This is a genomic window from Vibrio sp. 10N.222.55.C6 (assembly GCF_041473395.1).
GTDB classification, from domain to species: domain Bacteria; phylum Pseudomonadota; class Gammaproteobacteria; order Enterobacterales; family Vibrionaceae; genus Vibrio; species Vibrio crassostreae_C.
In genome coordinates this window covers 1-553 of sequence record NZ_JBFRSD010001021.1, presented here as the reverse complement: position 1 = coordinate 553, position 553 = coordinate 1, and the positions used below count along the sequence as shown (strand labels likewise).

General features: G+C 37.4%; 1 protein-coding gene. It reads right to left on the bottom strand.

The genetic code is table 11. The annotated features are described in order from the left end of the window. Positions 1–552: HAMP domain-containing protein (locus tag AB4486_RS27355; protein ID WP_372119932.1), on the bottom strand; the 552-nt coding region annotated here is incomplete at its 3' end. Between the last annotated feature and the right edge of the window lies 1 nt (position 553).

The window sequence follows — 553 nt, the reverse complement described above, 5'->3', positions numbered from 1 at the left end:
GACTTCATCATTGCCTACTTCCGCAACACGTGAAGTGAGGTCTCCTCCACCAGAAGCAATTTCATTCATTGAATCAGCCATGTTTTTGATGGGCCTGACGACTTTTCTATCGAGGACTATGGAAATCAGAATCAGGCTAGCAATAAATATGCAAAGCAAAATACTAATCGCAAGTTGCATAGAGTTCATTAAATTAGCATTCGTCACATCATGGTTAAAACCAACATTAACTTTACCGATAGGCAATGAATCCCATGAAATAGCCATCGATGAGGATTCATCAATGTCACGTGGATTAACACTACCTAATATGTTGTTATTTTGATCGAGCACTTGAATGTTTGCGATTACGTCATTATTTGAATACGCTTCAATGATATTAAGTATCAGTGTCTTATCGTATGCATAAACAGGTTCTTGCAATATCACACTTAATTCAGAGGTTATACGCTGGATTTCTTGTGAAGATTTATCAGTAACGTTTGATTGGTTAATCATAAATTGGATTGGCAAAGCGATAGCAGCAACAATAAGCATCACTGCAGCGATCAGT